The organism is Desertivirga xinjiangensis, assembly GCF_024436435.1.
GTDB lineage: Bacteria > Bacteroidota > Bacteroidia > Sphingobacteriales > Sphingobacteriaceae > Desertivirga > Desertivirga xinjiangensis.
The window spans coordinates 289,550-313,069 of record NZ_JAFMZP010000004.1; the positions used below are offsets into that span (position 1 = coordinate 289,550).

21 protein-coding genes are annotated in these 23,520 nt (G+C 42.1%); 15 read left to right on the forward strand and 6 right to left on the reverse strand.

Going from position 1 to position 23,520, the window contains the following annotated elements:
* Positions 1-121 precede the first annotated feature (121 nt).
* The 3 genes from J3P37_RS12500 to J3P37_RS12510 are packed head-to-tail and all read left to right on the forward strand — an operon-like array spanning position 122 to position 2,704.
* Entirely contained in the window at positions 122-1,090 is a 969-nt protein-coding gene (locus tag J3P37_RS12500; protein WP_256011535.1) for an ABC transporter substrate-binding protein, read from the forward strand.
* Positions 1,090-1,962: an ABC transporter permease gene (locus J3P37_RS12505; RefSeq protein ID WP_256011536.1), complete on the forward strand. Its 873-nt coding sequence runs from the start codon at positions 1,090-1,092 to the stop codon at positions 1,960-1,962. Before J3P37_RS12500 ends, J3P37_RS12505 begins: the two co-directional genes overlap by 1 nt.
* Complete coding sequence (locus J3P37_RS12510) at positions 1,955-2,704, forward strand: ABC transporter ATP-binding protein (RefSeq protein WP_256011538.1); 750 nt, start codon at positions 1,955-1,957, stop codon at positions 2,702-2,704. Before J3P37_RS12505 ends, J3P37_RS12510 begins: the two co-directional genes overlap by 8 nt.
* 51 nt (positions 2,705-2,755) lie before the next feature.
* On the opposite strand, the gene J3P37_RS12515 is transcribed toward J3P37_RS12510, so the two are convergent.
* On the reverse strand, positions 2,756-3,424 hold the full coding sequence (locus J3P37_RS12515; RefSeq protein WP_256011539.1) for a DUF4412 domain-containing protein: 669 nt from the start codon (positions 3,422-3,424) through the stop codon (positions 2,756-2,758).
* 66 nt (positions 3,425-3,490) lie between these two features.
* Here J3P37_RS12515 and J3P37_RS12520 point away from each other — a divergent pair, with 66 nt between their 5' ends.
* Genes J3P37_RS12520 through J3P37_RS12535 form a run of 4 tightly spaced genes read left to right on the forward strand, consistent with a single transcriptional unit; the run spans position 3,491 to position 9,584 of the window.
* Positions 3,491-4,306, forward strand: a complete 816-nt coding sequence (locus J3P37_RS12520) for a PorV/PorQ family protein (protein ID WP_256011540.1) — start codon at positions 3,491-3,493, stop codon at positions 4,304-4,306.
* Between the two features lie 10 nt (positions 4,307-4,316).
* Entirely contained in the window at positions 4,317-6,350 is a 2,034-nt protein-coding gene (locus tag J3P37_RS12525) for a helix-hairpin-helix domain-containing protein (RefSeq protein WP_256011541.1), read from the forward strand.
* Positions 6,350-8,485: a ComEC/Rec2 family competence protein gene (locus tag J3P37_RS12530; RefSeq protein ID WP_256011542.1), complete on the forward strand. Its 2,136-nt coding sequence runs from the start codon at positions 6,350-6,352 to the stop codon at positions 8,483-8,485. Before J3P37_RS12525 ends, J3P37_RS12530 begins: the two co-directional genes overlap by 1 nt.
* A gap of 34 nt (positions 8,486-8,519) precedes the next feature.
* Positions 8,520-9,584: a metallophosphoesterase gene (locus J3P37_RS12535; RefSeq protein WP_256011543.1), complete on the forward strand. Its 1,065-nt coding sequence runs from the start codon at positions 8,520-8,522 to the stop codon at positions 9,582-9,584.
* Between the two features lie 66 nt (positions 9,585-9,650).
* On the opposite strand, the gene J3P37_RS12540 is transcribed toward J3P37_RS12535, so the two are convergent.
* A complete protein-coding gene (locus J3P37_RS12540; RefSeq protein WP_256011544.1) occupies positions 9,651-11,387 on the reverse strand; it encodes a phospho-sugar mutase in 1,737 nt (578 codons plus the stop codon).
* A gap of 401 nt (positions 11,388-11,788) precedes the next feature.
* On the opposite strand from J3P37_RS12540, the gene porK reads away from it, so the two are divergent.
* From porK to J3P37_RS12560, 4 genes are all read left to right on the forward strand, one after another.
* Complete coding sequence (gene porK / locus J3P37_RS12545; RefSeq protein WP_256011547.1) at positions 11,789-13,198, forward strand: T9SS ring complex lipoprotein PorK/GldK; 1,410 nt, start codon at positions 11,789-11,791, stop codon at positions 13,196-13,198.
* A 26-nt stretch (positions 13,199-13,224) separates the two neighbouring features.
* Positions 13,225-14,124: a type IX secretion system ring subunit PorN/GldN gene (gene porN, locus J3P37_RS12550; RefSeq protein WP_256011549.1), complete on the forward strand. Its 900-nt coding sequence runs from the start codon at positions 13,225-13,227 to the stop codon at positions 14,122-14,124.
* 261 nt (positions 14,125-14,385) lie between these two features.
* Entirely contained in the window at positions 14,386-15,252 is an 867-nt protein-coding gene (locus J3P37_RS12555; RefSeq protein WP_256011550.1) for a YihY/virulence factor BrkB family protein, read from the forward strand.
* A 34-nt stretch (positions 15,253-15,286) separates the two neighbouring features.
* The gene (locus tag J3P37_RS12560; RefSeq protein ID WP_256011552.1) at positions 15,287-16,216 is read left to right on the forward strand and encodes a hypothetical protein; all 930 of its coding nucleotides are present in this window, start codon (positions 15,287-15,289) and stop codon (positions 16,214-16,216) included.
* A gap of 19 nt (positions 16,217-16,235) precedes the next feature.
* On the opposite strand, the gene J3P37_RS12565 is transcribed toward J3P37_RS12560, so the two are convergent.
* From J3P37_RS12565 to J3P37_RS12580, 4 genes are all read right to left on the reverse strand, one after another.
* Positions 16,236-16,748, reverse strand: coding sequence for a DUF4251 domain-containing protein (locus J3P37_RS12565; RefSeq protein WP_256011553.1), 513 nt, complete (start codon positions 16,746-16,748; stop codon positions 16,236-16,238).
* Positions 16,749-17,177: 429 nt separating this feature from the next.
* Positions 17,178-17,798: an L-threonylcarbamoyladenylate synthase gene (locus J3P37_RS12570; RefSeq protein ID WP_256011554.1), complete on the reverse strand. Its 621-nt coding sequence runs from the start codon at positions 17,796-17,798 to the stop codon at positions 17,178-17,180.
* A gap of 32 nt (positions 17,799-17,830) precedes the next feature.
* Positions 17,831-18,886 carry a 2Fe-2S iron-sulfur cluster-binding protein gene (locus J3P37_RS12575; protein WP_256011555.1) on the reverse strand — a complete coding sequence of 352 codons (1,056 nt, stop codon included), beginning with the start codon at positions 18,884-18,886 and terminating at the stop codon, positions 17,831-17,833.
* 53 nt (positions 18,887-18,939) lie between these two features.
* Entirely contained in the window at positions 18,940-19,194 is a 255-nt protein-coding gene (locus J3P37_RS12580) for a KTSC domain-containing protein (protein WP_256011556.1), read from the reverse strand.
* A gap of 140 nt (positions 19,195-19,334) precedes the next feature.
* On the opposite strand from J3P37_RS12580, the gene J3P37_RS12585 reads away from it, so the two are divergent.
* The 4 genes from J3P37_RS12585 to fucP all read left to right on the forward strand — a co-directional run bounded on the left by J3P37_RS12585 (position 19,335) and on the right by fucP (position 23,520).
* Entirely contained in the window at positions 19,335-20,072 is a 738-nt protein-coding gene (locus tag J3P37_RS12585; RefSeq protein ID WP_256011557.1) for a (Fe-S)-binding protein, read from the forward strand.
* Between the two features lie 6 nt (positions 20,073-20,078).
* Positions 20,079-21,470, forward strand: coding sequence for a lactate utilization protein B (locus tag J3P37_RS12590; RefSeq protein WP_256011558.1), 1,392 nt, complete (start codon positions 20,079-20,081; stop codon positions 21,468-21,470).
* Between the two features lie 82 nt (positions 21,471-21,552).
* On the forward strand, positions 21,553-22,134 hold the full coding sequence (locus J3P37_RS12595) for a LutC/YkgG family protein (RefSeq protein WP_256011559.1): 582 nt from the start codon (positions 21,553-21,555) through the stop codon (positions 22,132-22,134).
* Positions 22,135-22,251: 117 nt separating this feature from the next.
* Positions 22,252-23,520 carry an L-fucose:H+ symporter permease gene (gene fucP / locus J3P37_RS12600; RefSeq protein WP_256011561.1) on the forward strand — a complete coding sequence of 423 codons (1,269 nt, stop codon included), beginning with the start codon at positions 22,252-22,254 and terminating at the stop codon, positions 23,518-23,520.

Genomic DNA, 23,520 nt, shown 5'->3' on the forward strand with positions numbered 1-23,520 from the left:
CGAATTTATAAATAAAACTAGTTAGCGTAATGCGAAGAAAATTGTTTTAGTATTTATACGAGATTTGAATCATTATTTTAATTAGGTGCCTCTTTGTTGCTTAAAATGATAAATTAGCAACATGAATCTCAGAAAGTTCCTGGTTCCGCTTTTACTCATAATATTCTTTTCGGCCTGCAGCAGTAAGGATAGCAATGTGCCCGTTATTGGTTTTGCAGACGCCTTTGAAGATGAAACTATTTCTCAGGCTAAAGCCGGATTCTTTGACGCCTTGGATAAGGAAGGGTTTAGTGAAAAGAACCATACGCTAAAGGTCGTATACCGTAACGCCCAGGGAGATATTCCCACTTTGACCCAAATAGTGAATTATTTTATATCAGAGAAAGTGAACCTGATTGCGAGTAATACCACATTGGCTACGATAACGGCCATTCAGCGCGCAAAAGAAATTCCGGTCTTCATGATGGTTTCGCCGGTTCCTGGTAATATGAAAGTTCTTGATGAAAAAGGTAGAACCCCCGCGAACCTGTTGGGAGTTGCAGAAGATCTGGCCTATATCGATACATCTTTCTCCTTGATCCAAACGCTGCTAAAAGCAAAGGGCAGGAAGTTAAGGGTAGGGATGATCTATAACCAGGCCGAACCTCAATCAGTTGATGCATTGAACAGGATTAAATCTTTGGCCTCAAAAAATAATATAGCTATTGAGGCTCTGCCATTAAACAGTTCTGCCGATGCCCAGCTGGTCACACAGTCCTTGCTTGACAGGGAGATCGATGCTTTTTTTGCAAATCCCGACAATACCATCTTTGCCTCATTTGAAACGATAATCAAAAACTGTAATCAGAGAAATGTCCCGGTTTTTACCAGTGAAGCAGGTTTGGTAAAGCGGGGCGCTGTGGCTGCCTTTGGTGCCGACATTTATCAATGGGGCTATCAGGCAGGTCTGCAGGCGGCGAAATACCTTAAAAGCGGTAAAAGGGACAATTTGCAATGGGAAATGGTTAAAGTCCGGAAGAGAGTTTATAATCCTTCAAGCGCAGAGAAATATAAGATCAGCATTCCCGCAAACTTTGAGGCATTGAAATAATGGATTTTTATCTGACGGCACTTCTACAGGGATTATGCTTTTCGGCCATCGCCGCAGGAATTTTTATCTCCATGAAAATATTTAATATTCCGGATATAACCACTGATGGCAGTTATGCATTGGGCGGTGCTGTTACAGGGGTATTACTGTCAGCAGACTATTCCCTGGCGCTTGTATTTCCATTAGTAGCACTGGCCGGGGCCGGTGCAGGCGTATGTACAGGTTTAATTCATACCAAACTGAAAATAAATCCGCTTCTCTCGGGTATCCTGGTGATGACCGCCCTTTACTCTATTAATCTTAGTTTAATGGGCAGGTCAAATATCCCGCTAATGAACCACAGTACTCTGTATTCTTTGCTTATGCTTTCAGATGACCATAATTTAAATACTTTGTATGTTCTGTTGTTTTTTGTGATCGTCCTGCTTTCCGCGATAACTTATCTTTTGAAAACAGATTTCGGGATTTCCATGAGAGCTACTGGAAACAGTGAAAGCATGATCCGTGCCTTAGGTGTAAATACCGACCGGATGAAAATCACAGGTCTGGCTATAGCCAATTCTTTAACAGCTATTAGCGGCTTTTTGATGACGCAGTTTCAGGGTTTTGCTGATATCAATATGGGGATTGGTATCGTCATTGTGGGACTAGGTTCTGTTATCATTGCAGAGGCCTTTATCAATTGGTTTAATATTTCTTCAGTAAGCTTGATATTGTTACTGGTTATATCCGGAGCAATTGTATTCCAACTGGTTTTATCCCTTACCCTGAGTCTGGGTATTGATGCTACCTTACTTAAGCTGGTAACCGCACTTTTTGTCCTTGTGATTGTAAGCTTGCCAAGGATCTCATTCAGAAAAAAGTATGATTAAACTCGAAGGAATTTCCAAGGTTTATAACGCAGGCCGGCTTAACGAGGTGAACAGCTTGAGAAATATTAATCTTTCTGTTCAGCGGGGAGAGTTCCTGGTTGTGATAGGTGCCAATGGTTCCGGTAAATCCACTCTGCTGAATATTATTGCCGGGAGCGTTGTGCATACAAAAGGAAATTTATATATCGACGGGAAGGACTTGGGGATGCTGCCTGATTACAAAAGGAGCCGGTGGGTTGCACGTGTGTTTCAAAATCCGCTGATGGGAACTGCTCCCGACTTAAGCATTCTGGAAAATTTCAGACTTGCAGCCTTACGTACAAGTCCGAAAAAACTTAAAATAGGTATCAATAATTCTTTTATTAAAGAGGTGAAGGAAAAAGTGGCCTCACTATCTATGGGGCTTGAAGATAAGCTAGATCAGGCTATCGGGAGTTTATCCGGAGGGCAGAGGCAGGCGCTTACCCTTTTAATGAGTGTAATGGATGACCTTAGTGTTTTGTTGCTGGATGAGCCTACTGCCGCTCTTGATCCGCGATCCGCGGAATTGGTGATGAAAACCGCCGGCAATTTGATTAAAGACTTTAATTTAACGGCCCTAATGGTTACGCACAATTTAAAAGAATCGCTCGCGTACGGCAGCCGCTTAATTCAAATGAGTGAAGGGCAGATCGTCAGGGACGTTACATCTGAGGAAAAGCAGCGTTTGCAGGCCTCTGATATTTATGAATGGTTCATGTGAAATTAAAAATGCAGGCCCTTCCCGGAAAGGTCTGCAAATTCCTGCAAATCCTTATCTTCTTCCTCCACCCATCATACTCATCAACTGAGCGAAGGTAATTTCTTCATAGTCTTTAGAAGCGCTGAATATAGCAGGAGGAACTTTTCCTTCTTTTACTTCTTTTACAACTGCTTTAATTCCCATTCCACTTTGAAAGCTATTGAACTGCAAGGGAAAGCCCAAAGATTTATCAAAGAACTGAGTTAACGAGTTTTGATTGACAGCTATATCCTTTGTAAACCAGGCTTCAGTTGTTTTTCCACTTTTTTTCTCAGTAATAGTATATTTCTGAGCGTTATACTCGTTAATTTTTTTTGTCCCGGTACCGGCTGAGATACTGAAATCCGGACCATTCTCTTTCATCATCTCAATATCGTCAGGACTGAACAAAACGGAATATTTTTTTCCGTTCATGGGTACGTCGATAAGAAGGCGTTGAAATTCAGTTTTCGTATTCAATATAGAATTAGTGGTTGTAAAGGCGGATTTGGATAGCGTTGCCGAGGAGTCGCCCTTAAAATATACGGTTAACTCGGTTGGAAACATTGCCGCTATCTGTTGCATCTGAGGGGTCGGCAACCATTCAACCGTATATACCACTGTACCTTCGGTTATAGTTTTCTGTGCAAAGCCAAGGGTCGCAAGCGAACCAAGAACAAGACATAATATGAGCTTCGTCATTAGATTGTGTTTTTAATTGTGATAATATTAAGCAAAAATTACAAGTAACACGATCAATTTTTTGCTATGAAGCTGAATTTATCGCATAGTTTGGCGTTTTTAGGGTGTTTCTCGTTCCAGTTTCAGGCATTTTCGCAGGATATAAATCTGGGACCGAGATTTACATCCCTGGGCAATATGGGAGCGGCTTTACAGGATATCTGGAGCCTGCAATCTAATCAGGCGGGTTTAGCAGCTATTGAACGGCCCGTTGCTGCCATAGCTTATCAAAGTAACTATCTCGACACTGAAATAAGTACTCAAACTGCTCTCTTCGCCTATCCTCATAAAAAAAATGTATTTGGTATCAGTGTACAGAACTACGGAGTTTCGGTTTACAAGGAACAGCGTATGGGTTTATGTTATTCAAAGCGCTTTGGCAGCACTTTGTTCGTAGCGATAAATGCCAATATTCATCAGTTATCCATTTTACAATATGGCAGTGCTCATACCTACTCAATAGAGGCAGGGCTGCAATATAAGATAGGGAAGCAACTGCTGATCGGATCGCATATATCAAATCCAGGAAAAAATGCTTTTAATAGCGATGTGAATGCTTCGGTGCCAACGGCAATTCAGATAGGGGCTTCGTATCGCTGTTCAGACAAGGTGCTGTTAAACAGTGGGTTAATAAAAAGTTTGAGTACTATAACTGATGCGCGTTTTGGACTCGAGTATAAGCCTGGAGAAAGCGTGGCGCTTCGTGGTGGAATAAACGCAAATCCTTTCAGGCAGTTTGCCGGGTTTGGTTGTAAATATAAAGGGTTGCATGTTGACGTTGCAGCAAGCTCCCATCCCAACTTAGGCTATTCACCGCAACTGGCTTTAGGGTATGAATTTTAAGAGCTTTCTGATGTTGCTGCTTATAGTTCATAAGGCTAATCTGCTTTCAGCTCAGGTTGAAACCGACGATGTGGTTGAAATGATCATAGAATCAATGACAGAAGCCGCAGGGGAGGACTTTGACTATACCGAGTTAACGGAACGTCTGAATTTTTACCGAAAAAATCCTATAGACCTGAACGGTGCTGAAAGGGAAACATTACAGGAGCTAATCTTTTTATCACCTCTGCAGATTGATCAAATCCTTAGGCATAGAAATGAAACCGGAAAATTACTTGATCTTCTTGAGCTTCAAACCATTGATGGACTTGATGCCCAAACTATCAGGAGATTATTGCCTTTTGTTTTTTTGCCCGGGAATAATACGCCCGGGAACCTTAGTCTGAAAAATCTGGTCCGGGAAGGACGCAATGACTTGTTTGTCACCGTCTCTCAGGTACTGCAGAAACAACAGGGATACGTTATTCCAGAAGACAAGACAAAGGCATATTACCTTGGATCGCGGCAACGGTTTCTGACTCGTTACCGTTATCATTACGGACAAAACCTTTCGGCAGCCTTGACTATGGAAAAGGATGCGGGCGAACGATTTATTTCCGCGAAGAAAATACATGGGTTCGATTTTTTTTCAGGCAACTTATCTTACAAAACTGGTGGCAGGATAAAAAAAGTAGTTGCGGGTGATTATTCTCTGCAGTTCGGCCAGGGTCTAAGTTTGTGGTCGGGCCTGGGTTTCGGGAAAGGAGCTGCCGTTTCGTCGGTTGCAAAAAACGCTGTCGGGCTTAAAGCATATACCTCAACGAATGAGGCTCTGTTTTTAAGAGGCCTGGCCTCCACTATTCAGTTTGGAACAATAGAGCTTACCCCTTTTCTATCTGGCCGGCGGGTAGATGGAGGACTGTCTGAAAGTGAAGGAAGCGGAGATGAAGAAGTGACTTCCCTGGTGCAGACCGGACTTCACAGAACCAGCAGTGAAAATAAAAAGCGCAGGAACACCAGTCATTTTCTTTATGGAGCTAATATTCTGTATTCAAAAAGATCTTTGAGAATCGGAGCCTTAGCCTATCACAACCGCTTTAGTTCGGCATTCGGATCGGCTAAGCAGGCCTATGATCTTTACAGGTTTACAGGGCGCAGCCTGAACAATTTTAGTACGTATTATAATAGTAGCTGGAAGAATATTTATTTTTTTGGAGAGCTTGCCTATTCAGCCGGAGGTAGCGTCGCAGTCATTAACGGTGCAATTTCCAGTCTGACACCCAAAGTTGCCTTGGTACTTGTTCACCGTAATTATGCGAAAGATTACTATTCTTTCTTTAACCAGGCTCTGGCTGAAGGGAGTAGTGCCGTTAATGAAAAAGGATTCTATTCGGGACTGGTAGTTACTCCTGGCAGGAAGTACGAGATCAGTGTTTATGCCGATCTCTTTCGCTTTCCCTGGCTGCGATATAGGGTCGACAGCCCTTCTTGGGGCTATGAAATGTTTTCACAAATAGGTTATGCTCCATCAAAGAAGTTTAAGCTGAGTATCCGTTACAAATTTGAGAATAAACAGGAAAATGAGAACATTCCGAATCCAATTAACTTTTTGGAACAGGTGGCAAAAAAAGCATATCGGCTGGAGCTTAATTATAAAATCTCTGAACAGTGTCAGTTGAGGAACCGGGCAGAAGTTATAAGCTACCAAAAAGCTGAACAGAAAAGAGAATATGGATTTTTACTGTTCCAGGACGTGATTTATAAACCGTTGCAATCCAGGGTTTCAGCTAACATCAGGTTTGCTGTTTTCGAGACCGAAAGTTACAATGCCCGTATTTACGCCAATGAGAATGACGTTTTATATAGTTTTTCAGCCCCTGCGCACTATAACAGGGGGTTACGGTATTACGCAAACCTTCGCTACCGGGTGTGCAAAGGCATAGATATGTGGTTCCGGTATGCTAAGACAAGCTATTCAGACCTTCAGGAAATAGGTTCGGGGCTGGAGAGAATTGCGGGAAACAATAAATCGGATGTTAAACTTCAATTACGATTTCAATTTTAATGCCGGTTGTATTCAGAGGCGAAATATTGTTTGTCAGACTACTTCTTCCTCTGATTATAGGAATAACGGGAGGCCTTTGCTTTCGTCCTTCATCTTTAAGCTATTCAATCCACACGAGCATTTTGCTTTTTCTGTTTACCGTGCTCTACCTTCTATGGTTCAAGTACAGATCCTTCAAAGTTTACCTGTTCAAGTGGTTGCCCGGCTTGATCGTACATCTGTTATTGATATGTCTAGGTTACGTGATAACGGCCCGGCATTACGTGGAAGGGAGCCCTGATCATTTCAGTAGAACGCCCTCCGAAGCACTGGTAGTAACCATTTGCTCTGATCCAAGCTATAAAAGCGATATTTTAAGATTTGAAGCAGAAATAAATCAATCTTTTCAGGGAAAGCGATTTTACCTATGTTCCGGAAAGCTTTTGGTGGCTTTGCAAGCCAGGGCCCGCCCGGACCTGAAATATGGAGACAGGTTATTTATTCCTTATGTATTTGAAGAAGTGGCTCCTCCACTTAATCCATACGAATTTGATTACAGACACTATCTTGCGAATCACGGGATTTATCACCAGACATTTATCACAGCTTCAAGGGTCAGTCTGTTAAACAGAGGGCAAGGTAATTCTCTTATAGGGATGGCTCTAAACTTACGTCAAAAACTAGTAAGGGGTTTTCAGCAGTTTATTCCGGGTGCAGATGCGGCGGCCCTCGCGTCCACCCTTATCCTGGGATACCGTGCTGAATTAAGTGCTGAAACTATCAGTGCTTATTCGAAAACAGGTACAATGCATGTCCTCTCAGTCTCGGGTATGCACGTAGCTTTGGTGTTCTTTGTCCTGAATCAATCACTATGGTTTATGGATAAAAGACGCTGGCTGAAAATTCTGAGAGCATTTCTCATTGTTGTCTTAATATGGTTTTATACTCTAGTCTCCGGTTTTTCCCCCTCAGTTTGCCGGGCAGCTGTGATGATCAGCTTTCTAATTATTGGCAAGCCCTTCAACCGTCGCATTAACTCCTATAACTTAATTTGTATTTCTGCGTTCTTACTACTTGTTTACAATCCATATTTTCTGGTAGATGCGGGTTTCCAGTTGTCTTACCTTGCAGTGCTGGGGCTTATTTACCTATATCCTAAAATTTACCGACTTTGGTATTTAAAGAACTGGATTTCGGATAAAATATGGGACTACGTGTCTTTATCAATAGCAGCGCAGGCTTCAACTGCTCCGTTAAGTCTATTGTATTTTCATCAGTTTCCGGTGTATTTTCTGTTAAGTAACCTTCTGATCGTCCTCCCGGTTTCTCTGATTATGTATGCCGGCCTTGGCTTTCTATTTCTGTTTTCATTCTATAACACACCGGGCGATTTATATTTAGTGCTAAAAATGTTGGGGGCTTTGCTGAGTCTATGTATTGAAGGCCTCAATAAGGTTCTGCTATATATAGAACGCCTGCCTTATTCAAGTATGCAATTCTATCATTATGATGCATGGTATTATTGTTTGATGTTTCTTGCGGGATTGTTATTAATATTTGCTTTACAAGCCAAAAATAAGAAGCTTTTGTATGTCTTTTCGTTCATAATGCTGGTTATAGCGATCTATACCTCGCGCTCTAAAATACATCGATATCATATCCGCCAGGTTATATTCTATAGCTTGCGTAAAAATACGGCTATTGGTTTTTTTGATGCAGGGAAAGCTTATGTCTATTCAGATCTTAAGTCGACCGACAAGGCATTTCAATTCTCTGTAAAGCCCTCACTGGATGCAATTTCGAATGAGTTCTATTTTATAGATCGTGTCCCCAAAAAGAACAAAAACATTCCTGGACATGGCGGTAATTGGCTGCAGTTCTATAATCTCAGGATACTCATGTGGGATCCGTCCATGGATAATCATACTTTTGACAAAACGCTTAATGCTGAAGTTCTGTTACTTCGGGGAAATCCAAAAGTTAAGATCGCGGATGTGATAAAATGGGTAAAGTTCCAGGTTCTTCTGATTGATGGAAGCAATACAAACTACCGGGCAAATGCCTGGCAGGAAGAGGCCAGAATTCTTAAGTTAGATTGTTATACTCTGAAAGGCGTTGCCGCGTACTGCATAAATTTAAATTTGGAAAAAAATTAAACCAACAAAGCCAGTTTTAACCTGTTAAAAAGCTATGCCCATTCAACCTGAGCTTAATCTTCCTTATGAAGTTTTTTTAATTGGAGATACCGGCGATATTTCTCCTACCAGGCCCGACCCGGTTTTACAGACCCTGTGCTCGCACTTTAATCCTGATCAGCATTCTGCTGTAGTGTTTCTGGGCGATAATATCTATCCCCGGGGGATGCCACCGAAAGGGAATATTTTACGGACCAATGCGGAAAATACCTTAAAAAGACATTTTGAAGCATTAAAAGATTACCATGGAAAGGTGGTTTTTATAGCCGGAAATCATGATTGGAATAAAGGGCGGAAAGATGGTTATGAGTATATAGTACGGCAGGAAAAGTACATTCAGAAATTGTTCGAAGGACGAAACGTATTTCTGCCCTCAAATGGTTGCCCCGGACCGGTCGAAATTGATATCAATCATAGCCTGACCATTGTTGCAATTGATACACAGTGGTGGCTACAGAAGGGACTGAGGCCAATAGGCAGGCAATACGGTTGCAGCGTCGAGTCGGAGGAAGATTTCTTTGAACAACTGGTTGCTATTCTTGAAAAGAACAAGCATAAGCATCTCCTTGTTACTGGTCATCATCCCGTTTATAGTTACGCGATACATGGTGGGCGCTTCAAGCTGAAACATCATATTTTTCCATTGACGATATACGATAAATCAGCCTGGATTCCCTTGCCTGGAATTGGTTCTTTACTGCCACTGTATCGTAAGTTTTTAGGAGCCAGAGAAGATATGGCACATCCGAGATACAGGCGGCTGCGCAAGAAATTAAAGGAGATTCTAGCGCAATATCCTAATCTGATCTATGCTGCGGGACACGAGCATAATTTGCAATACATCTGCAAAGATCATAATCACTTCATTGTAAGCGGATCAGGCTCAAAAGTGAAATATGTGGTTCAAAGTGGGAAGTATCTGCGTTTTGGCGAAAAGGTAAAAGGCTTCTTCAAGCTGCGTTTTGATACCGATGGTGCGGTTTTTTTGTCGGCCTGGGCAGTTGATCCCAGTAAAAAGATGACGATGGGCAAGCTTATTTATGAAGAGCAGATAATATAAGAAGTATACTAACTATCCAGGATCTGCCCGGTAAAGGCAAATCCTGGTGAATGTTGTAAGGGCTTGTTATACCCCAAGGTCGCTGATAATAGTATTTACTTTTTCATCAAGCAAAGTGTCTGCTTCTTTGTAAGCGGTGGCATCAGTAAGTGAACCTTTTACACTGCAGTAGAATTTTATTTTAGGCTCAGTTCCTGAAGGGCGCGCCGAGATTATACTTCCATCTTCAGTGACAAATTGCAGTACATCCGATTTTGGAAGTGCAATTTCGCTAACATTACCTGAAGAAATATCCGTTTCCTTTCTTAACTCATAATCTTTAAGGGTTACTACTTTCGAACCGCCAAGGCTTACCGGCGGATTGTTTCTGAACCTTTCCATCATTGCTTTGATCTCTTCAGCTCCACTCTTGCCTTTTTTAGTTACTGATACAAGCTTTTCCTTATAGAAGCCATACTGCTGATACATCTCAAGCAAGGCATCGAACAAGCTGCTTCCCTGATCTTTGTAGAAGGCAGTCATTTCTGCGATAAAAGCGGCAGAAATTACAGCATCTTTGTCGCGGACCAGGTCGCCGATCAGGTATCCGTAGCTCTCTTCCCCGCCACCGATAAATGTTTTTTGGCCTTCAAATTTTGTCATTAATTCGCCGATATACTTAAAGCCGGTGAGGGTATTATAGCATTCAACATTCTTTGCAGCGGCAATGGCATCAATGATATACGAAGTAACAATGGTTTTAACAATATATTCTTTGCCGGTAAGTTTTCCGTTCTGTTCCCAGGCTGTGAGCAGGTAATTGATGAGCAAACTGCCGGTTTGATTTCCGTTTAACAGTACAAACTCTCCTTCATTATTTCTAACGGCTATACCTACGCGGTCGGCATCCGGGTCGGTTGCCAGGATAAGGTCAGCATCGATTTCTTTCCCTTTTGCCAGAGCCAGAGTTAAGGCTTCTTTTTCTTCCGGATTTGGATATACAACCGTTGGGAAATTGCCGTCTGGCTTGATTTGTTCTTCAACCAGGCTTACATTGGTAAAACCAAAACGCTCTAAAGCTTGCGGGACCAGCGTGATTCCGGTGCCATGAATGGGAGAGAATACTATTTTAAGATCTTTCTGACGTTTGATGGCCTCAGGTGAAACAGAAAGCTTAACGATCTTATCAAGATAGAGCGCGTCTATTTCTTCGCCGATATATTGAATATTCTCTTCAACAGGCGAAAATTTAACAAGGTCAACAGAAGTAACCTTAGCTACTTCGTCCATCACGAGCTTGTCGTCCGGCGATACAAATTGACCGCCATCAGCACCATAAGCTTTATAACCGTTATATTCTTTAGGATTATGAGATGCGGTAAGCATTACGCCGCTTCTGCATCCTAATTCACGTATTGCAAAGGATAGTTCAGGCGTGGGTCTCAACTCTTTGAAAAAATAAACCTGGATGCCGTTTGCTGAAAAAACTTCTGCCGTAACTCTGGCCAGTACATCGGAGTTATTACGGCTGTCGTGAGCGATAGCGACTTTTATTTTTTCTCCCGGATACTTTTTTATTAAATAATTAGCTAAACCCTGGGTAGCGGCCCCGATGGTATATTTATTTATGCGGTTAGAGCCCGGGCCCATTATACCTCTTAATCCTCCTGTGCCAAATTCCAGGCTGCGGTAAAAAGAATCTGTTAATTCAGTATAAGCTTCCTCGTTAAGGAGGTTCTGAATTTGCTGTTTCGTGTCTGGGTCGTAGCTTCCCTGTAGCCAGGTGTTAACGCGTTCTAATACAGAAGGCTCTAGTTGATGCATAAAGGTATGAGAGTTAAAATGTGCAATGATGATTTTTTAAGTGCAAGTATAATAAAGTTCCAATTATAGATTGTTCTTTATTGAAAATTGTCCAGGGATAAACGCATTTATTGAAAAATTGTTAGCTATAGTTTGAATTTTTTATGACGGAGAAGAATGCTTTTTAACGGTCCCTGTACTGATGCAAAAAAAGGTCAGCATTTGCTGCTAACGCTAATAAAATGCCAGGGAAACCGCCTGAGGTATTGTTTTGATGTTTATTAATAAGTCTATCGAAAACGAGGAGTTTTGCAACAGAAGGAGGTTTTTTTTAGCAGTTTCTAAAAAAAGGTGTGAAAAAAAAGCCGATGGCATCATTCTTGATTAACTGGTAACATACCCATGATTTAAACAACACACTTATGAAATCAACCAAATACTCTACTAAATTTAGGAAAATAAAAAGTCTTAAAAATATTGCGGCGCTCATTTTTGCTGGCGCTGTAGCTTCTAGTGTTTCTTCCTGCTCATCCCGGAATATTTATGAAACGCCGGCGGTGTATAGTTTTAAAGGCAAAGGAATGATGCCGCCTCCAGGTATGGTTTATGTACCTTCAGGTACAATAATGTACAAAAGCTCGTCCGACGATGATGCAGTTGTAAAGAGAGTAAGCTTAAGCCCTTTCTTTATTGACGCCACGGAAGTAACCAATCGTCAATACAGAGAGTTTATTGATTGGGTGGCAGATTCTATTGTAATAACAGATTACTTAAAAGACGAAAGTTATTTTCTGCCGCCTGATAAAAATCATCCGGAGATCATTGCCAAACAGATCAACTGGAGTAAGCTTGAAAAGAATGATACTCCTCTATGGTTAAGCGCCGATCCAAATATCAGCTCAAAAGTCCTTGGTTCACTGGTGCTGGAACAAAACGGCAAAAAAGTTTTAAATACTGAATTGCTTAAATACTCCCTTACTTACCAGAAGACTGGAGGGAAAAACCAAAACGAATTTGTTACTGAGGCAGTAAAGATCTATCCGGATAACAACGTTTGGTCTGCCGATTTTCCAAATTCACAGATGGGTTTTATGTCGGCTAATTATAATACGCATAAAACATATGACAATTATCCTGTAGTTGGTGTTACCTGGAAGCAGGCCAGGGCGTTTGCTGATTGGAGAGGTAAGTCGGCAGCTGCAATGCTCAATAAAAACGCTTATTTGAAGGCCTATCAGTTAACTTACAATCTGCCAACAGAAGCTCAGTGGCAATATGCGGCTGCTGGGGTGAGGAACCCGGAAGACGCACCTGTCTCAAATGCTAATAATCTGGTAACAGCGAAAGGGAAAAACGGCGAAAAACTGCTGGTAAACTTTAAACAGGGGGAGGGTAGTTATACAATGGACGGTTCAACGTTCACCTTACCTGTGAAGTCGTATAGCGCAAACGGTTTCGGATTATATAACATGTCGGGGAATGTTGCAGAATGGACCCTTGATGCTTTCAGTCCATCTGCCGTTGAATTTGTACACGACCTGAATCCTGTATTATTATATGATGCCAGCGATAGTGATGCTGAAGTAATGAAAAGAAAAGTTATACGAGGCGGTTCCTGGAAAGATAATGCGGAAGTACTGAATACAGATACCCGTAATTACGAAGTACAGGATCAGGCACATTCATATATAGGCTTCAGATGCGTTATGCCAGCCCCCGAATTGCTTAGCGACCAGGTTCGCACTCGTAAGAATCAACCCGTTCAAAAACGTGCGTCAAATGTAGGCAGAGCATCGAGACCTTCCGAAAATGTAGTAACAAAAGCTGAATAACATACACACTCAAATAGAAAATTACCATGAAAAATTATATAATACTTTCTTTTCTCTTGGCTGTTGGGAGCCAGGGAGTAATGGCTCAGGCACAAACACAGGCAACACTTACTTCAGATTCCATTTCCACTGTTGGAACATCTGATTCACTAACTGCAAACGAACCTATGGTTCCGGTTGACGGGTTTTACAATTATACAATTCTGGATAACGCGAGTCCCTTTAATTATCCGCAGATCAATCCAAGTAATGTGCGGTTTTATAAAAGGATCTGGAGGGATATAGATCTGACGGATCCCAAAAATCAAGTGCTCGCCGTACCAGGATCTACTCTTATTGAAACTATCCTTGATGGAATTAAAACAGGAAAGCTGACAGCTTACGATCCGGGGGATGATTCTTTTAAGACCCGTGTCAGTGCCCAGCAAGTGATGTCTAAACTTGTAGATACTGTATTGATACCGGTGTTTGACAATAATGGAAATCAAATCGATTCAAAAAAACAGCTTAACGACTTCGATCCGCAGAGGATTACTAAATTCCGGATTAAGGAGGATATCTTTTTTGACAAACAAAGGTCTAAAATTGAAAGTCGTATAATTGGAATAGCTCCCTTGATGAGCTTAAATACAGACCAGGCAATTGTGGGAGAGGCTCCGGCATTCTGGTTGTACTTTCCGGAATGCCGGCGGGTATTTGTTAAGAAAGATGTTTCTGACCCAGATAAAAATATGTTCGACATGAGTATGGATGATATTTTTTTGCAAAGAAAATTTGCCAGTAAGATCATAAAAGAATCGAATACAACCGGTCAAAGAATTGTGGATTATACAAAAGATTCATCTGAACAAGAGAAAGAAGCTATGCGTATAGAAGCTGGCATTGAAGAATATAAAAAGAAAGTTTGGGGATATAATAATAACTGATCTTTATGACTTGTAAGTGAAATTTAAAAGCTGCCCCCGGGCAGCTTTTTTTGTGTTCTAATTGTGTTATACCAGGTAAGAACAAAATGCTGATTATGAGTGTACTATAGGTGGCTGTTCTAATTTATCGATCTGCTTAAAAAAAATATGCCATATGTTTTGGGCAATTGATTTATTTTGTGATAAATAAAATAACACCCCAGATAGTTGCAGGAATCCGTAATCTTAAAAAACAAAAGCTCTATAGCACATCTTTGGACGTTGCTCAGAAGATCATTTAGTGAACTGAAAAAGAACGACCCTCTGCGAATGGCAGGTGCTACATCCTTTTTCACAACGTTTGCTATAACCCCAATTCTGCTGATCTTTATACAGCTCTTAAGTACCTTTCTGCGCCCCGAGAAATTTAGCGCCAGGTTAATTGGAAAACTAAGTATTATGATGGGGCAGGATAGCGCCCAGCAGATACAAGCTACCATTAGAAATATCAGGGGTATTACACACGATGGTTATGCCACTGTAATAGAGTTTATTTTTCTTTGCTTTGTTGCAACCACTTTGTTCATGGTGATGGAAAACTCCCTGGATCAGATATGGAGAATAAAAATAAAACCGGATGCGGGCTTTCTCTTTAGTTTAAGAAGACGGTTCAGGTCGTTTTGCATTATTTTGCTGGCCGGTATTCTGTTTGTTGTAGGATTGATCACAGAGGGAGCCCAGGCGTTTATTGGCAATTATATTGACTACATATTTCCGGACAGCGGTTTTGTATTAAATAACATTTTGAATGAAGCGATCTTTATGTTGATTGCCTCTATATGGTTTACTATTGTTTTCCGATTTTTGACGGATGGTCGTCCGGAGTGGATTGTGGCCGTTTCGGGTGGAGTTCTCACCGCAATATTATTTACGCTTGGTAAACTTGTTGTACACTGGGGGCTGTCACAAAGTAATATCGGAACTATATATGGTGCTTCCGGGTCGATTGTGCTTATCATGCTGTTTGTATTTTATTCTGCTTTCATGTTTTATTTCGGTGGATGTTTTGTAAAAGTTTTAAGTGAAGATCTGGATCAGCCGATCCGCCTGGTAAAAGGGGCACACCGGTACGAGATTATGGATGTTTAGAACTTGTAATCCAAACAGAATCCTTATTTTCGCAATGGTGCAGAACGATAAAAAGACAAAACGATACCATGCTGTAGTGTTGCTGATCATTGTTGCGCTGGCCGCCTGTAAAAGTAAGGGCGCCCAGGAAGCGATACGCAGACCGTCTTTTAAAGCAGCAATCGGGACACAATATACGGAAGTCCGCCGCGAGTTTGATAATGGAATAAGTTTCAGTGAATACGGGTTTCAGCAGGAACCAGAATGGATATTGCAGTTTCTTTCGGAAGATTCGGTGAAAATCTACAGTCCATTCGAAAAGAAATTTTTGCATTACCCCGTGTACTTTGATCATGATTCGGTTTTTAATATGGCCAGGGAGTGGGTTCGTTTAAAACACGTCAATCAGGATAGTCTCGTCTTTCAGTTATTACAGGTAGAAGATAAGGCAGTTTCGAAAGAAAGATCAAATGTGTACATGAGGTTTTATTCTGAGCCTTACTTAAAAAAGATCAGTGCTGATCCAAAGATCCTGCAAAAACCGAATAAGAAAGATACCCTTTATATAAAGTCGCTCATCGCTAAAGCCAACCGGAATCCCGATAATCCGGACAGCGCTTTTTCGGCAAGGACTCCCGCCGTCTTTAAAAGCACTACACCTGCTATTACCTTAAAAAGATCTCATGGAGCCGCCGATCCTTTGAATCCTAGTCCCGCAGATGCTTATCTGAACCCGGAGTATTCTATTTTTATTGAAGGTGCCTATAAGGACTTTAATCATAGTTTTACCGTTTTGGTCGATCAAAATGGAAAAATACACTTAGGCAGTTTCAACATCGATGAGGAGTTTCGTGAATCTAGAACACGGGTTTTAAAGGGAATTATTGATGTTTATTTACACAAGTATCTGGAAGTGACACCTGGAAGTACCTTGGGAATGCAACATACCAGTGAAGTAATGATTTATCTTAAGGGTCGGAAATAGCTATCTTAACATCGCTGTTTTAATCAGCTGCAGCAATATATCCGGTGTATGTTATCGCATCGCGGTTGTTGGCGGTTACTTGTAAAGTGGCATATCCAAGTTCAGAAACTGCTAAGTTAAATTGCCGGGCATATTGTGCGCGGTTTTTTGGGATGATCGTAATATTTTTCATCCCCTTTTTCTTCTTCTCAACCTTATATTCGAAATCCTCAGTTGTAAAGATCAGCCCTGATTCTGTTGGATTCATAGGGGCTGTAAACGCTCTGCCATAATAGGGCAGATAACTGTTAAGGGTGTCTTTTTTTATTTCAAGTTCATAGTCGCTGGTGATATTTATAGAGCCACCCCTCATTGGTTGTACAGTTTGGACTTTAAAAGCAAATCTTTTTGCATCGATCAGTTTTTGAACTTCCTGGATCTTTTCTTTCTGACGAGCGGCTTTTTTGCTTTGCGCATGGAGCTCTCCGATATTAAAAATTAACAAAATTGCTAAAGCAACAACTTTTTGAAGGGTCGAAATAACTGGTTTCATAGCTATTATTTTTACTACTTAGAGTATAACGGATTAAGGCCTTAACTGTTGTGTTTTTTGGATTGGCTTATTAGTCAAAAACATTTAGATGTGAAATTTTCTGCAAAATCTTCTTAAAAACGGGTGTTGCATGAAAAGATTTTTTTGCACCGTATTTTCGAATGGCAACGAATAGTATATCGTTCTTGTAGGTTATTTGTTAATATAGTAAGTTGTGGTTGGTTTCATTGCTGCTTTTGCAGTAAATTCTTTAGTTTGTTATAAAAAAAATCCCCGCAGGGCAATGCGGGGATAACAGGTTTATAGCTGGAAAGCTCAAGCTTCGTGTAAATATCGTTTTCTTAAGTTAATGATTGTTTTTCAATATTCAAATAAAAAAATGGATCTTTTTAAAAGGGCGGTTCAGTGCTTAATGGAATAAAAATTGCCTTATAAGAACTCCTGTAAGTCGCCTTTTCCCTGTCTTATAATATTAAAGTCGCCCGAGGTGCAATCAACCACAGTTGAGGGAAGGTTGCCTCCATAGCCGCCGTCGATCACAATGTCGACTCTGTCGCGGTATTTTTCATAAATCAATTCAGGGTCGGTGGAATATTCAATTATTTCATCTTCATCATGTATGGAAGTCGAAATGATCGGATTTCCCAGATGGCGCACAATCTCCCTTGCTATGTCATTATCGGGCACACGAATCCCAACCGTTTTCTTATTTGAGCTAAGTAACCGTGGCACTTTGCTGGTGGCCTCCATGATAAACGTAAATGGTCCTGGAAGTGCTTTTTTCAATAGTCGAAATAGCGAGGTATCTATTGGCTTCACAAAGTCGGAGATATGGCTCAAATCGTAGCATATGAATGAAAAATTCGATTTCTCAGGTTTGATTCCTCTAATCTGACAGATCTTTTCGATGGCGCGCTGATTAGTGATGTCACATCCAAGGCCATAGATAGTATCTGTAGGATAAATGATAATGCCACCTTTCTTTAGCACCTCAACCACCTGCTGCAGTGCTTTTTCACTGGGGTTTTTCTCGTAAATCTTTAAAAGCATAATCTAAAAAATATAAAATGGTCTTAAATGTTTTAGCTTTCACTGAAATCGATCACCACGTTCTCTGTTTCAGGAAAACCCGTGCAGGTGAGGACCCAGCCCTGCTGTAAATCAGTTTCAGTTAACACTTCGTTGATGCTCATATAGACTTTTCCAACTTTGCATTTAGCGGCACAATTTCCGCAAATACCTCCCTTGCAACTGTAGGGTGGATTGAGCCCCTGTCGCTGGGCGGCACTTAGGATGTCCTCTCCCGATCTAACTACTAGCTGAGTAGTTTGACCAGTAAGTGTAAGGAAAATTTGCCGTTCGGGAAAATGTCTGTTGACAGCCTGTCCGGCGCGCATAATCTCTGGCAAAAAGTTTTCCCTTCGGATATTTTCTTTTGGGAAGTGCATCAGCATTAAAACGAAGTTGAGCATTCGCATATATGCAAATGGACCACAGATTAAAAACAGGGCATCCTCTTTCTTGAATACAAGTAACCGCTCGATAAGTGGTTCAACATTCAGGTTACTGAGTCGTCCCCGTTCTTTTACTCTGTTGCCGGGATCTGAAAAGAAGTTTAATAAAGTTAGGTTTTCGTATCGGTGGTCCAGGGTTTCAATCTCCTCGAGGAAAAGAGAGTTATCTTCATCTTTATTGCTGTAGATAAGGTGAATGATACTTTGCGGTTCCGCATTTAGCAGATACTTTACCTGCGGGAGAATGGGTATTATTCCGCTTCCTGCGGCAAAACAAAAAATATCGCGTCTGTATGTTGACCCGGGCTCTACTGAAAATCGCCCGGCAGGGGGCAGGGAGTAAACAATGTCTCCAACTTTCCACGTTTGAAGAATAAGGCGGGAGATGGCTCCGTTTTCGACTTTTTTTACGGTTATTTTAACCGGCTCTCCCGGCAAGCTCAGAATTGAATAAGAACGCCGGATTTCATGGTTCTCTGTATGTATGAGAAACGTTAGAAATTGTCCTGGCTTGAATTCCATTTTTCCTTCGTTCAATAACTTTAATTCGTAAGTTCTGGCCGAAGGAGTCTCCTGCTTTATAGCGACGATACTGAAATGAAGCCGGGAATTACTATCCATCATTGAAGAAACCGGGTCTAAAATACATTGTTCTTTTTGGAAAGGAAGAATTTTATCTAATAGATCTGCTCATAGTTATGGTAAACAGGTTTGATCCTGGTGTTGACAAACACACCGGATGATCCTCCATTGAGCACCTCAGTCCGGTACTCGTTCCAGACGTTTAAGTCTACATTATAATAGTGATATGTTTTTCCTCCTGTATATGCGATTTCGAGAACTTGTTTGTGTTCCGCATAATCGACATGATTTGTTGTTCCTGAAGAAGGTGTAACGATCTTATTTCTGGTGTTCAGCAATCTGGTTTTCATATGGGTTTAAAGTCTGATATAGTAACAAGTTAGAGTCTGCTTATGTTGACGCCCAGCTTATTTCGTTTAGATATTTGACAATTTTGCACAATAAAAATTTTCATATACCTGTAAATTTGCCTCTTCACAACATAAGATTTATGAAAGTCGGTTTATTTGTACCCTGTTACGTAGACCAGTTTTATCCTCAGGCTGGTATAGCCACGCTTGAACTGCTGGAGAAGTTGGGAGTAGAAGTAGAATTTCCGGAGCGTCAGACCTGCTGCGGTCAGCCGATGGCCAATTCGGGTTTTTCGCACTTAACAGGCGACTGTGATGAGCTTTTTACAGAAAGCTTTGCCGGGTATGACTATGTAGTAGCACCTTCAGGGAGTTGCGTGCTTCACCTGAAAGAGCATCTTCATTCAAAGAAGAACCCCTCAGCGGCAGAAGACCTGCGAGGCAGGATCTATGAGCTGGTAGAGTTCCTGACGGATATCCTGCAGATAAAAAGCCTGAAGGCGCGTTTTCCTCATAAGGTAGGTGTTCATCAGAGCTGCCATGGCTTAAGAGGACTGCACCTGTCGCAAATGAGCGAGCTGGTAGCGCCAGGTTTTTCCAAGCCTGAATACCTGCTGAACTTTGTAGAAGGCATTGAGCTGATCTCGCTTAACCGGAAAGACGAATGCTGCGGTTTTGGCGGGACTTTCTGCGTAGCCGAAGAAGCGGTGTCGTCCAAGATGGGTAAAGACCGGGTATCGGATCATGTTCAGAACGGGGCCGAATATATTACAGGAGCCGATCTTTCCTGCCTGATGCATATGGAAGGGATCCTGAAGCGTCAAAAGAGCGGGGTTAAGGTTTTGCATATCGCTGAAATACTAAATGCCGGGGAGTAATTGAGTATGGTTAAAGAAGAAACACAACATAAGGGTTTGACCGAACATTCGGGGCTGGCTGATATCTTCAACCGGGATGAGCAGCGGGTTAACTGGCACGACGAAACCTTGTGGTTTGTGCGCAGCAAACGCGATAAAGCAGCCCATAGCCTTCCCGAGTGGGAGCTGCTGAGGGAAACAGCCTCACAGATAAAACATAATGTACTGTCTGACCTGGATACTTACCTGCAGCAGTTTGAGGAGCAGGCTCTGATCAACGGAGTTACGGTGCACTGGGCAGCCGATGCCAGGGAACATAACCAGATCGTTCATTCGATCTTAAAGAAGCATGAGATTAACAGGATGGTGAAAAGCAAATCCATGTTAACCGAAGAATGCCACCTGAATGAATATTTAAAAGAACATGGGGTAGAGGTTATCGATACTGACTTAGGCGAGCGTATTGTGCAGCTGGCTGAAGAACCACCAAGTCATATTGTACTGCCCTGTATCCATAAGAAGAAAGAAGAGATCGGGGAGTTGTTCCATACGCATTTGGGTACAGCTGCGGGTGAGTCTGATCCCCAGGTACTGACCGAGGCTGCCCGTCAGCACCTTCGCGAGTCTTTTTTAACGCGTCGCCTGGCGCTAACGGGTGTAAACTTCGCAGTAGCCGAAACGGGTGAGTTTGTGGTGTGTACCAATGAGGGAAATGCGGATATGGGGTCCCACCTGGCGGATGTACATATCGCCAGTATGGGTATAGAGAAGATCATTCCGCGGAGGAAGGACCTGGGATTTTTCCTGCGCCTGCTGGCCAGGAGCGCTACCGGTCAGCCTATTACTACCTATTCAAGTCACTTCAGGAAACCAAGAGCGGGCCAGGAGATGCATATCATCCTGGTAGATAACGGCCGGACGGTTCAGCTGGGTCGTGAAGATTTTCGCAACTCGCTGAAATGCATCCGCTGCGGGGCCTGCATGAACACCTGTCCGGTTTACCGGCGCAGCGGTGGGCATAGCTATCATAATGCTATAGCGGGCCCTATCGGATCGATCCTGGCTCCGAACCTGGATATGAAAGCTTATGCGGATCTTCCCTTTGCTTCGACCCTTTGCGGCTCCTGCAGCAATGTTTGCCCGGTGAAGATCGATATTCATGACCAGCTGTATAAATGGCGGCAGGTTCTGGTAAAAGAAGGGCATGTGAGTCCGGTTAAAGCCATGGGAATGAAAGCGATGGCCTTCACCTTTGCCATGCCGAGGTTCTTTGCTTTTGCAGGTAAAGCAGGCCGTGTGGTGATGAAATACCTGCCCTTTGTGGTAAGCAATAAGCTGAATCCCTGGTATAAGGAGCGGGAGATGCCTAAGCCACCGAAGGAATCGTTCAGGGAGTGGTACAAGAGGGAGAGAAGATAGGTTTTAAGTAGTAAGTTATAAATTATAGGTTCAGGATGCAGACTTACAGCATATAACTTACAACTTATATAATGTTTATAAAATGAGTAGCCGAGAAAAAATATTAGCTGCGGTGAGAGCCAATAAGCCGGATCTGCAGCCTTTGCCTGATGTGATTATTCCGGTACGGGAGGAAGGATTGATCGAAGAATACAGGCGGGTGGCCGAAGGAATAGGAGCTAAGGTGTATGAAGTAGGGGGGATTGCTGAAGTGAAGGAATTACTAGCCGCTTCGTTTGAGCCGTCTCAGCGGATAGTGAGTCCGCTGGAGGACTTTGCCGATATGGCCGAAGGGATTGAAGCGGGTATAGATCCGCATTCTTTTGCCGATGTGGAACTGGCTATTGTCAGGGCAGAAATAGGAGTTTCAGAAAACAGTGCCTTGTGGGTACCCGAAGGCAATGTCTCCCAGCGGGTAATTCCGTTTATCTGCCAGCACCTGGCAATTCTGATAAACCGGGAGCGGATCGTGCCAACGCTGCAGCAAGCCTACAGCCTGATCGGTGAAATTAACTATGGTTACGGGGTATTTATTGCCGGCCCTTCCAAAACTGCAGATATTGAACAGTCGCTGGTATTGGGAGCACATGGTCCCAGAAGTTTGCGGGTGTTTATTGTAGGATAACTTGCGGGCGGGAGGGATAATATTGTTTATTATTAGAGCAATTAAATAGAATTTTTGGCTCATTTTTTTCCCCAGTTTTGACTCCTATAACTAACTAAACAAAATTTCTAAGCGCATATGGATAAGCGAAACAAATATTTATTTCCTTTAATACTAATAACGGTGCTATTCTTTTTATGGGGCTTCGCACACAACTTAAATCCAATTCTTATACCCCATCTAAAGAAGGCCTGCCAGTTAAATGATCTTGAATCATCGCTTATTGACTCAGCCTTTTTTATAGCTTATTTTTTAATGGCGCTTCCTGCCGGGTATTTTATGAAAAAGTACGGCTATAAAGGCGGGATAATTTTAGGCCTGATCCTTTTTGCTACGGGCGCGTTTTTGTTTTATCCTGCAGCATCTTTGAGAGATTTCGGTTTCTTTTTGTTCGCATTATTTGTTATTGCAAGCGGCCTGACGTTCCTGGAAACTGCGGCTAATCCTTATATGAATGAGTTGGGGGACCCTGCAACAGCAACCCAACGTTTAAACTTTGCGCAGTCTTTCAACGGCCTGGCCGCCACATTGGCTCCTTTAATAGGAGGAAACCTTATTTTATCTGGAAAGACATTAACTGAGGCGGAAAAAGCGCAGATGACAGCGGGCCAGTTGGATGCTTATCTGAATGTAGAAGCTTCTGCTGTTAAGGTTCCTTATCTGGTAATAGGTATAATCGTATTATTGGTCGCTATATTACTATGGAGAGCAAAGCTACCGGAAATTGTAGAAGAGGAAGATTCGGCGCTTGAGGTAAAGGGATCTATCTTTAAGGAAAGAAATCTGGTTTTCGGAGTAGTAGCTCTGTTTTTTTACGTTGGCGCACAGGTAGGTATAGCGAGCTTCTTTATCCGGTATTCACATTATGTTGCCGGAATTGAAGAAAAGACTGCCGCTTACTTGTTGTCGGCGGCACTGTTCGGTTTTATGATCGGGAGATTTGTTGGTACATTCCTGATGAAATATATTGCACCACATGTGCTGTTAGCGGTATATAGCATTATCAGTGTTGTCTTGCTGTTTGTGGTGGTATTAGCTACAGGACAGGCAGGGATTTATGCTTTGGTCGGTATCCAGTTCTTTATGTCTATAATGTTCCCAACCATATTTTCTCTGGGAATCAGGGGGTTGGGAACGAAACGGAAACAAGGTTCATCATTGCTAATAATGGCTATTGTTGGCGGGGCTATCTTGCCAGTGATAATGGGCCGCGTCTCTGATGCCAACGAGGGAAATATTCAACTAGCCTACATTGTTCCGGTTATTTGTTTCGTAATTATTTTCTTTTTTGCTTTATACCAGACAAGAGTAAAAGCTGAGATGGAAAAAGTTCAAATATCCCATTAA

Bases quoted from the DNA above. Each gene is read 5' to 3' on its own strand.
- J3P37_RS12595 (WP_256011559.1), top strand. From the start codon at position 21,553: ATGAGTAGCCGAGAAAAAATATTAGCTGCGGTGAGAGCCAATAAGCCG.
- J3P37_RS12535 (WP_256011543.1), top strand. From the start codon at position 8,520: ATGCCCATTCAACCTGAGCTTAATCTTCCTTATGAAGTTTTTTTAATT.
- porN (WP_256011549.1), top strand. From the start codon at position 13,225: ATGAAAAATTATATAATACTTTCTTTTCTCTTGGCTGTTGGGAGCCAG.
- J3P37_RS12520 (WP_256011540.1), top strand. From the start codon at position 3,491: ATGAAGCTGAATTTATCGCATAGTTTGGCGTTTTTAGGGTGTTTCTCG.
- porK (WP_256011547.1), top strand. From the start codon at position 11,789: ATGAAATCAACCAAATACTCTACTAAATTTAGGAAAATAAAAAGTCTT.
- J3P37_RS12565 (WP_256011553.1), bottom strand. From the start codon at position 16,748: ATGAAACCAGTTATTTCGACCCTTCAAAAAGTTGTTGCTTTAGCAATT.
- J3P37_RS12575 (WP_256011555.1), bottom strand. From the start codon at position 18,886: ATGATGGATAGTAATTCCCGGCTTCATTTCAGTATCGTCGCTATAAAG.
- J3P37_RS12540 (WP_256011544.1), bottom strand. From the start codon at position 11,387: ATGCATCAACTAGAGCCTTCTGTATTAGAACGCGTTAACACCTGGCTA.
- J3P37_RS12580 (WP_256011556.1), bottom strand. From the start codon at position 19,194: ATGAAAACCAGATTGCTGAACACCAGAAATAAGATCGTTACACCTTCT.
- J3P37_RS12590 (WP_256011558.1), top strand. From the start codon at position 20,079: ATGGTTAAAGAAGAAACACAACATAAGGGTTTGACCGAACATTCGGGG.
- J3P37_RS12505 (WP_256011536.1), top strand. From the start codon at position 1,090: ATGGATTTTTATCTGACGGCACTTCTACAGGGATTATGCTTTTCGGCC.
- fucP (WP_256011561.1), top strand. From the start codon at position 22,252: ATGGATAAGCGAAACAAATATTTATTTCCTTTAATACTAATAACGGTG.
- J3P37_RS12500 (WP_256011535.1), top strand. From the start codon at position 122: ATGAATCTCAGAAAGTTCCTGGTTCCGCTTTTACTCATAATATTCTTT.
- J3P37_RS12570 (WP_256011554.1), bottom strand. From the start codon at position 17,798: ATGCTTTTAAAGATTTACGAGAAAAACCCCAGTGAAAAAGCACTGCAG.
- J3P37_RS12585 (WP_256011557.1), top strand. From the start codon at position 19,335: ATGAAAGTCGGTTTATTTGTACCCTGTTACGTAGACCAGTTTTATCCT.
- J3P37_RS12560 (WP_256011552.1), top strand. From the start codon at position 15,287: ATGGTGCAGAACGATAAAAAGACAAAACGATACCATGCTGTAGTGTTG.
- J3P37_RS12510 (WP_256011538.1), top strand. From the start codon at position 1,955: ATGATTAAACTCGAAGGAATTTCCAAGGTTTATAACGCAGGCCGGCTT.
- J3P37_RS12515 (WP_256011539.1), bottom strand. From the start codon at position 3,424: ATGACGAAGCTCATATTATGTCTTGTTCTTGGTTCGCTTGCGACCCTT.
- J3P37_RS12530 (WP_256011542.1), top strand. From the start codon at position 6,350: ATGCCGGTTGTATTCAGAGGCGAAATATTGTTTGTCAGACTACTTCTT.
- J3P37_RS12525 (WP_256011541.1), top strand. From the start codon at position 4,317: ATGTTGCTGCTTATAGTTCATAAGGCTAATCTGCTTTCAGCTCAGGTT.